This is a genomic window from Lederbergia ruris, assembly GCF_018332955.1.
GTDB classification, from domain to species: domain Bacteria; phylum Bacillota; class Bacilli; order Bacillales; family Bacillaceae_C; genus Lederbergia; species Lederbergia ruris.
The window spans coordinates 1-8031 of sequence record NZ_BORB01000074.1 but is presented as its reverse complement, the minus strand read 5'-3'; the positions used below and the strand labels follow the sequence as shown (position 1 = coordinate 8031).

8 protein-coding genes and 2 pseudogenes are annotated in these 8031 nt (G+C 36.6%); all 10 read right to left on the bottom strand.

Features of this window, described 5'->3' with window-relative positions:
- Positions 1–88: 88 nt before the first annotated feature.
- Positions 89–775, bottom strand: coding sequence for an alpha/beta fold hydrolase (locus tag KI363_RS21270; RefSeq protein ID WP_246516992.1), 687 nt, complete (start codon positions 773–775; stop codon positions 89–91).
- Between the two features lie 382 nt (positions 776–1157).
- Positions 1158–1643: a nucleoside deaminase gene (locus tag KI363_RS21265; protein ID WP_212967579.1), complete on the bottom strand. Its 486-nt coding sequence runs from the start codon at positions 1641–1643 to the stop codon at positions 1158–1160.
- A 51-nt stretch (positions 1644–1694) separates the two neighbouring features.
- Positions 1695–1862: pseudogene (locus tag KI363_RS21260) on the bottom strand (carboxymuconolactone decarboxylase family protein); the annotation flags it as partial.
- A gap of 73 nt (positions 1863–1935) precedes the next feature.
- Positions 1936–2766: a phosphoenolpyruvate hydrolase family protein gene (locus tag KI363_RS21255; protein WP_212967578.1), complete on the bottom strand. Its 831-nt coding sequence runs from the start codon at positions 2764–2766 to the stop codon at positions 1936–1938.
- 1 nt (position 2767) lies between these two features.
- Positions 2768–3994 (bottom strand): Tm-1-like ATP-binding domain-containing protein, encoded by a 1227-nt coding sequence (locus tag KI363_RS21250; protein WP_212967577.1) that lies wholly within the window; start codon positions 3992–3994, stop codon positions 2768–2770.
- 96 nt (positions 3995–4090) lie between these two features.
- Positions 4091–5296, bottom strand: a complete 1206-nt coding sequence (locus tag KI363_RS21245; protein ID WP_212967576.1) for a phosphoenolpyruvate hydrolase family protein — start codon at positions 5294–5296, stop codon at positions 4091–4093.
- 243 nt (positions 5297–5539) lie between these two features.
- Positions 5540–5806: pseudogene (locus tag KI363_RS21240) on the bottom strand (RNaseH domain-containing protein); the annotation flags it as partial.
- A gap of 360 nt (positions 5807–6166) precedes the next feature.
- Complete coding sequence (locus KI363_RS21235; RefSeq protein WP_212967574.1) at positions 6167–6985, bottom strand: hypothetical protein; 819 nt, start codon at positions 6983–6985, stop codon at positions 6167–6169.
- A 1-nt stretch (position 6986) separates the two neighbouring features.
- Positions 6987–7421: a hypothetical protein gene (locus KI363_RS21230; protein WP_212967573.1), complete on the bottom strand. Its 435-nt coding sequence runs from the start codon at positions 7419–7421 to the stop codon at positions 6987–6989.
- A 140-nt stretch (positions 7422–7561) separates the two neighbouring features.
- Positions 7562–7726 carry a hypothetical protein gene (locus KI363_RS22170; RefSeq protein WP_246516991.1) on the bottom strand — a complete coding sequence of 55 codons (165 nt, stop codon included), beginning with the start codon at positions 7724–7726 and terminating at the stop codon, positions 7562–7564.
- Positions 7727–8031 lie beyond the last annotated feature (305 nt).

Below are 8031 nucleotides of genomic sequence, written 5' to 3'. Positions count from 1 at the left end.
GTTGGTCCAACGAGGAGTTTAAAGTTATTTGGGGGAGTTGGCAAGTGGCTCATTTAATTTATGTATGGCCCTACGGGCCATACATAAATTAAATGCCAAAACCTACATTATTAGTTTGCCATAAACACATTTTCTCTCGAATTGGTTTTGGCACAACTGGAATAGAAGCCGGAATGGAGGCTAAAATCATCTTTAAAGGGATGGGTCCAAAAACGTATACTGGGTCTATCAATGTTAAAGATGCAATTTTTGCTGACTTAAATAATGTGACATTTACTGCATTCCATCCACCAAAAGATAAGCCTGCTAGATGTATCGTTTCTTCTGGCAATTGTTCAATTACGTTGTTTAACCAAACGGCTTGATCCGTAGCGGTTACTATACTTTTTGTTTGAACACTTAATCCCGGTTCTCCTAAAAGATCGATTGTGTATATGGGTCTATCTTTCATAAGATCTTTCAAATTTGGTTCCCACATTGGGGTAGATGCTGACTTTCCTGGTAACAGTAATAATGGTGTTTTTGATTCTGTCCCTTCTTCTAAAAATTTATAAACCTTCACCTTTCCGAAATCCGTTTCTACCCAAAACTCTTCCGTTGGTTTAGGCAAAGCTTCCATGGCGGAATCATATGCCTCAATAAACTCACTTTCCCCTTCTTCGGTTGTAAAACCTCCCAACTTATCATCATGCCGAAATAATATTCCAACAGCTATCAGCATAACAAACAGTGTTACCACTATAATGATTACTGACTTTATCAATTTCCCTTTCATACACTCAACTCCATAATATTTGCCTTTAGCATAACTTATTACGTAACGTTATACGCAAGCAGTAATCTTCAATTTTTGTTACGTCGTTTTAAAGGGAAGATAAACGCTGTTGGAGTATGTAACATCTGAGTCAATGAAGGAGGTAAAGTAAAATCAATTTTTTATACTATCAGAAATTCTAATAAAACTCGGAGGTAAGTTAATGAACTCAAAGAACATTTTGCGATTTTATGTTATCTAATAGTAGTTCTTGACATGCAAAACAAAAAGCCTACCTTATTAATTAGGTAGACCTTGATATGAAAGCCTCATTTACTTATGGTGAGGTTCACCCTTATAATCCGTCTTAAGTGCAATATAATTTAATAACATTTGTCTCACTTTATGAGCGTCGCTCTAAATAAAACTGACGGTGAAGTTGATGAACGTGCTCTGCCAGTTCAGGAACAGGCCCATCTACCGTAGTATCCCGAATAACATCTTGAATGGGAAGATTCCGAACGCGAGATGGAGCTACCCCCATTTCACTCAACCATTGTACCAGCTGTTCGGACGAGCTTGCATAAACAATCCGGCCTAAACCAACCCACCCGTGGGCCGCAGCACACATGGGGCAATGTTCACCAGAGGTATAAACTGTCGCCTTGCTTCTTTCTTCAGGTGTCATGTGATTAGCTGCCCATCGCGCTATGGCGAATTCAGGGTGTTGGGTATGGTCACCGCCTGCAACGTGGTTATGGTCTTCAAAAAGCACATCGCCATCGGCTGAAACAAGAACTGAACCAAATGGCTCATCACCTTTCTCCAACGCTGTTTTTGCTAGGTCAACACAACGTCGCAGATGCTTCAAATCGGAATCATTTATCATCATTATCCTACCCCCGTCTTTGTGGATTAGTTTGATTAATAGCGTTTCCATTCAATCAACTGATGTTGTAACTTTTACACCTTGTTCTCCAAACACTTTTTGAGCAACTTTTAAAGCATTCAAAACACTCGGGAATCCGGTATACGGGATGAGGTGCATGATGCAACCTACAATCTCTTCCGGTTTTAAACCAACACTAAGCCCCGTTTTGATATGCATCTAAGGTAAGGCCATGGATGGATGACCTTACCCACTAATCTTAGTCTATTTTTATAATGAATTACAATAAGGATTATTTGTTTATCTTCTTAAATTCCTTTGTCTGTTCTTTGATTCCTTTTTCGGCAGCAAACCTCTCAATACTTGAGGCTCCAAAGAAACCTACTATTCCATCTACTCTATTGATAACATATTCTGCATCTTGTGGTTCAGCAATTGGTCCACCATGGCAGATAACCAATATATCAGGATTTACTGCTCGTCCCGCGTCCACAATGGATTGAATACGTTCAACACAGTCGTCTAGGGTTAAAGCGGTTTTAGCACCAATCGTACCTTTAGTAGTCAGTCCCATATGTGCTACGAGAATATCGGCACCTGCTTCAGCCATTTTTGTTGCTTGTTCTTCGTCAAATACATATGGTGTTGTAAGTAGATCCAACTCATGAGCCTTGCGAATCATCTCTACTTCTAAGTCATAACCCATACCTGTTTCTTCTAGATTTTGACGAAACACACCATCAATAAGACCAACAGTCGGGAAATTCTGAACTCCATTAAAACCTTGATCCTTTAATTCTTTTAAAAATACATCCATTACTCTAAAAGGATCTGTTCCATTAACACCAGCTAAAACCGGAGTATCCTGAACAACAGGCAGAACTTCGTTTCCCATCTCCTGAACAATTTGGTTAGCATCTCCATAAGCCAATAAACCAGCTAATGACCCTCTTCCTGCCATTCGATAGCGACCAGAGTTATAAATAATTAGCATATCCGCACCGCCAGCTTCACTGCTTTTAGCTGTGATTCCCGTTCCGGCACCGACTCCAAGAAGGATTTCTCCATTCGCAATATGTTTCTTAAAGCGTTCTAAAATTTCCTTCCTTGATAAAGTAATCATTTTAGATATCCCCTTTCTTATTTTCTATTAGTTGTAAAAGCTTTTCTGCAGCAGATTCTGCAAATTCTTTATCGTTTATATGGTAATTCTCTTCTATAAATTCTACTTTCTGAGAATCAATCTTCTCTTTTAATGTATCCATCAACATTTGATTTTCTTTAGGTCCGTAAAATTGTTGTCCTTCCAAATCTAAACCAGAAAATCCTTTCAGTGGAAACATGATTGCTGTAGACCCATTTGCGTAGTTAATTCGCTCAGCCATATTTTCAGCAATCTTTTTATTCTCCTCAACTGTCGTCCTCATTAGCGTTACAGTTGGATTATGCAAATAGAAATTCCGACCGGAAAACTTCTCTGGCACTGTTTCCTTTGGTCCAAAATTAACCATATCCATAGCACCGACTGAGATTACTTGTGGGGTACCATGCTTCGCGGCGGCTTCTAAACGATGTGGGCCTGCTGCTAAAATGCCGCCAACCGTTTCATCCGCCCATTCTGTTGTAGTTAAATCAAGTACACCTTCAAAAAAGCCGTTTTCGATTAGCCTCTCCATTGTTTTTCCACCAACACCAGTTGCATGGAAAATCAAAACCTCATATCCACGCTTTTCTAAATACTCTTTTGCATAATTAATACATGGTGTTGTTAAACCAAACATTGTCGCTGCAATTAATGGCTTGGGCTCCAATTCAATTTCTCTTTCATTTTGCAGCATACCGCTAATAGCAAATACCGCATTTTTGAATATCTTTGTTGAAATACGATTTAATCCTGCTACATCCACAATCGAAGGCATCATTACAATGTCACTTGTTCCAACATAAGGCTGGACGTTTCCCGATGCTACTGTAGACACCATTACTTTCGGAACACCTATAGGTAATGCTCTCATCCCTGGTGTCGCAATTGAAGTGCCACCTGTTCCGCCAAAAGATAGTACACCATCAAACTTCTCTTCTGCATACAATTTTGGTAATAAGATTTCCATTCCTTTTGCAAGAACTTCTGTTGCATATGCACGATCTTTTTGTTCCGCAATCTTTGCCATGTTTTCTCCTGCTGCTAATGCTACTTCCTCATTCGAAACATTAGGTGTAAACTGAGGTTCAAATACACCAGAGTGAATGGTAAATACATTTAACCCTAGAGATTCAATTAACTCTTTTACAAATAAAAACTCTTTTCCTTTTGTATCAAATGTTCCGATTAATGCTATTGACTTGGCCAAACATATCACTTCCTTCTTATTTAGAAACGATATTATGCTCCTTACACATATAATGATAGCGCTCTCTGGGCTGAAAGTATATGTCTTTCTGTTTGATTAATTTGTCTTTAAGTACGTTTTAACATATTCACTAGGTGCCATTCCTTTTCGCCTTTTGAAGATTTTACTGAATTGAGCATAATTGGGGTAACCTACCAGCTCAGCAACCATTGCTAATGGCAGTTTTTTTTCTTTCAAAATTTCCAAAGCTCGATTTAACCGAAAGTCAATTAAATAATCTGTAAATGAAACACCAACATGTTTTTTAAATAAGGTACTTATGTATGGTCTTGATATATGCAGAATTTCAGCAATCTCATTTAATTCAATATTGTCTTTATAATGGAGACCTATATATTCTGTAATAAAATCAATATAGTCCTCCGATGTCCGAAATCCTCTTAGTATTTTTTGAATTAGTTCTTCGTATATTGCATCATTTGTCTGCTTAAATGACTCTGTTACTTGCAGCACAACTTGTTCAGCAGGAATTCTCTCAAAGACGGAACCTCCTATATAACCATTAATCCTACTTCCATCATAAATGAATTGCACATCCACTGGTTTATTTACTGGTCCGCCATATACCATCTTAATTACATTTGGCTTAATTTCATCCACTGCTTGAAAGATATCATCTGCTAATTTTTTTGCGGATTGTAACGATTGGATTTGCTTTGCACCTAGCTTTCCTCCACTAGTTAATCCAAAATGCACACAAATAACATCTGCTCCAGCATGAAGCATTTTCATAGCTTGTCTTTCATTAAAGACAAAAGCAACAGTAAACAAGCCCATTTTGCTGGCAAGATGAATACTATCCACTTCCTGCTGATAGGAAATCCCCTGTTCCTCCAATGCTTCTCGATATTTCCCATTAATTAATCCAATAGTTGAATAATTATTCACCCCAGCAAATCTATTTTCCTTTATCTTTTTAATGAATGTTTCTAGATTTATCGATGGGTCGGTAGCCATTAAACCGAAAAGTACTGGGATATTTTGAGTCCTTGGCAAAATTTCCTTCATTCCAAGATCCATAACTGTTTGATTACTATTCGTGAATGGTAAATAAGCAGCTAACGAACTCAAACCCTTCTGACGAAAAAAACCAGAGCTTAAGGATAATATAAAATCTGCTCCGCCTTCTTCCGCATATTTCGCAGTCAAGCCAGAACCCGCAGCAACTCCAATGATATGCCGATTCATATTAATTTGTTTACTGAGTCTTTTTACAATCTGCTCCTTTTCCCAAAACTGCATATATATCCCTACATTTCTATTACCTTTTTAAATCCTTGATGTTTCATCTAGGAAGATCATTCATTTAAAATTCTCTTCTAATATTTTTAAATTCTTATAGATACTCTTTCTTATCATTTATTGAGAAATACGAGTTTTTGATAACACAGTGAAAAGATTCAATATCATGATTATAGTAAGGGGTTGCGTTTTATAGGCGACCCCTATAAAATTCATTTATAAAGCATAAGATGAATCCAACTATTAATGTAATGCGAGTTCAATTTTTTCACTATCTCCCAAAATTACCGTCTCATCAAATTTAGTTGACTCAAATTCACTATTTAAGAATGTCATATATTTTCTCAATGAATTTACTATATGAAGCGGATACGGGAATATAGTATGTGCATCGTAAGCTATATTTAAACGTCGCATTTGATAGACTAAGTTAGCTAACTGTTCGTGTTCTTCTAGTTCTGTAGCCCCCAATGGGATAATCTCTATTAGACGCTGATGCAAAAAGTGTTTATTTGGTGAATTGAATTTTCAAGAATATGCACAAATAATGAGCGCTTCCCCCTCCAGTTTATAAGAAATAACCTGTATTAATGCGCTTATCATTATGACCTTCACGTTCTTTTTGAAAACGATGAAAGGGAAAAATATGGAATTTGAATTTTTATTAATCCCTACTTCTCCACTTCCCTGTTCCGCATACAACCTGATTTTATTTCAATATTCAATTTAAAAAACCTCATTTACTTATGATACGGTTCTCCGTAACAATTTAAAGGTAACGAAAAGATTAATTGAAAATAACTTTATTAGACATAAATGAAAAGGATGAGTGGTATTATCACATCATCCTTTTCATTTTTTAACAGCCGATTATGCAATTAAACCTTGTAATGATTCAACAAGTTGAGACCCCAAAGTGAATAGTGTTGTTCCAGCGGATGCAAGTTCGCCTACACTTTTAACTTTTTCGATTGCAGTTTTTACAATTATTTTCTTTGGCTTTGCACTTTCCGCTTCTTGTACTGCTGCTTCTAGTATTTCGGTAGTCTCCTCTTTATCATCCTGAGGAACAGATTCATCTTTATTAAGTTCTTTTATAAATTGTTCTGTTAATTCCTTTAAATCAGCAGTTTTTGTTTCATTAAAGGTTTGAGTGGCAGTAACTGTACTCTGTCCCTCCGCATGGTTCAACTGACCTCTAAACTCCCTGATGTTGTATTGGGTGCTAGATTTCCCATCAAAACCCATGTCTATTTTCATCTCCCCTAAATAAGTCACAATATAGTCAACTAAAGGTTTGACAACTTGATCATTAAAGTTTTCTACGTGACTCTGTATTTTGTTTGAACTACCATAACCAAACGAGATATTAGTTATGTCAAGTTCATTGTCGGAAATGTAGTTCAACATTTGATAAATAAATGCAATTTCTTCCGACTCCCTAATAGGCAGCCTAAACTTCTTTTGAAATCCTTTTCCCTTAATTACCTGCTCAATATCAAACCGTATCATATTGTTTGCTTGAATAAATTCATAAATTACAGGTGAATCTTCTATAAATAGAAGAAACCTTTTTAAACAATCATGGTAATCTTGAAAATTACAATTCAAGAATCTACTTGCTACTCTTCTAAAATTCAGTGATAGTTTCTTAATCTCCTTTTCTAAGGAAGCAACGTTTTCGGTCACTTTAATTCACCCCACAAAATGGACAATAGATATTATCTATTGTTTGGTCGGCATGTACTTTGATAGTCTTATTACAGCAGTGAAGTTGGACTTGTTCCAATTTCTCATCTTCTGTCAACAGGTTAGGAGGTTCCTCTTTAAGATTCTTGAAATCAAGAGTTAAACCTGACCCTTTCATCTTTCGACTTGCCTTTTTAAATGTTTTGTTAAGTTGTTGTTTCATATAATTCATTGCAAGTGTTTGAGCATGTTCAATAATGTTATCGGATATAAACTTATTACTGTCATCAACTAAGCCACAAGAAGGGCAAAATAATTCAAGGGTATCCTCTGAGTCTATGTCGCCACCCAACGCCTTGAATATCTCTTTACAATATGGGCATTCTAAAGAATAAAATCCTTCACTATCAGTAGGTATTGTGATCTTTTGCTCCAAATTTACACCTCCAATTTACTATTACCATTATACCATTTTAAAACCAATTTTTTATCTGTACTTGAAATGGCTCTTTACTCTGGTGACATAGCATAGCTCCAGTTGTTATTACTGAGTCTCCGAATCTTTTTTACGCTTAGTCATATTACTTCAATTTCAAAGTCTTCATCATTATAACCGAACTCCTCTTGCTCTTTCTCTGTAAATAGCGACTCTTCACCATTTGTAAACCTTCGCAAGATCGCTTCAACCTTAACCACATCATAGATTCCTTGTTCAATTGCTTCCATAACAACAGCATCCATTTTAGCCTCTTTAAATGCTTTACCTACTTTTCTCAGCAGAGTCTCAGTTTCAATTAGGTTCAATCTCAATGACAACGCTATGCGAAATACTATGAATGCTGGAACTTCTCTTGATCCATTTATATACCTACTAAGAGTAGATCCTTTAATTAAACTACGCCTAGATATAGTAGCTTGGGTGTATTTGGCAAGTGTAAAATGCATGAAACGGCAGCCCTTTTTGTAAACCACTTGCCAACCTCTAATTTTTCATCATCATAGACTCCTTCATTCGTTTACTTTCACCCCCAAACAGAATGAGGTGG

Excerpts from the sequence above, each read along its gene's own strand:
- KI363_RS21245 (WP_212967576.1), bottom strand. The coding sequence starts at position 5,296 with ATGCAGTTTTGGGAAAAGGAGCAGATTGTAAAAAGACTCAGTAAACAA.
- KI363_RS21265 (WP_212967579.1), bottom strand. The coding sequence starts at position 1,643 with ATGATAAATGATTCCGATTTGAAGCATCTGCGACGTTGTGTTGACCTA.
- KI363_RS21270 (WP_246516992.1), bottom strand. The coding sequence starts at position 775 with ATGAAAGGGAAATTGATAAAGTCAGTAATCATTATAGTGGTAACACTG.
- KI363_RS22170 (WP_246516991.1), bottom strand. The coding sequence starts at position 7,726 with ATGGATGCTGTTGTTATGGAAGCAATTGAACAAGGAATCTATGATGTG.
- KI363_RS21255 (WP_212967578.1), bottom strand. The coding sequence starts at position 2,766 with ATGATTACTTTATCAAGGAAGGAAATTTTAGAACGCTTTAAGAAACAT.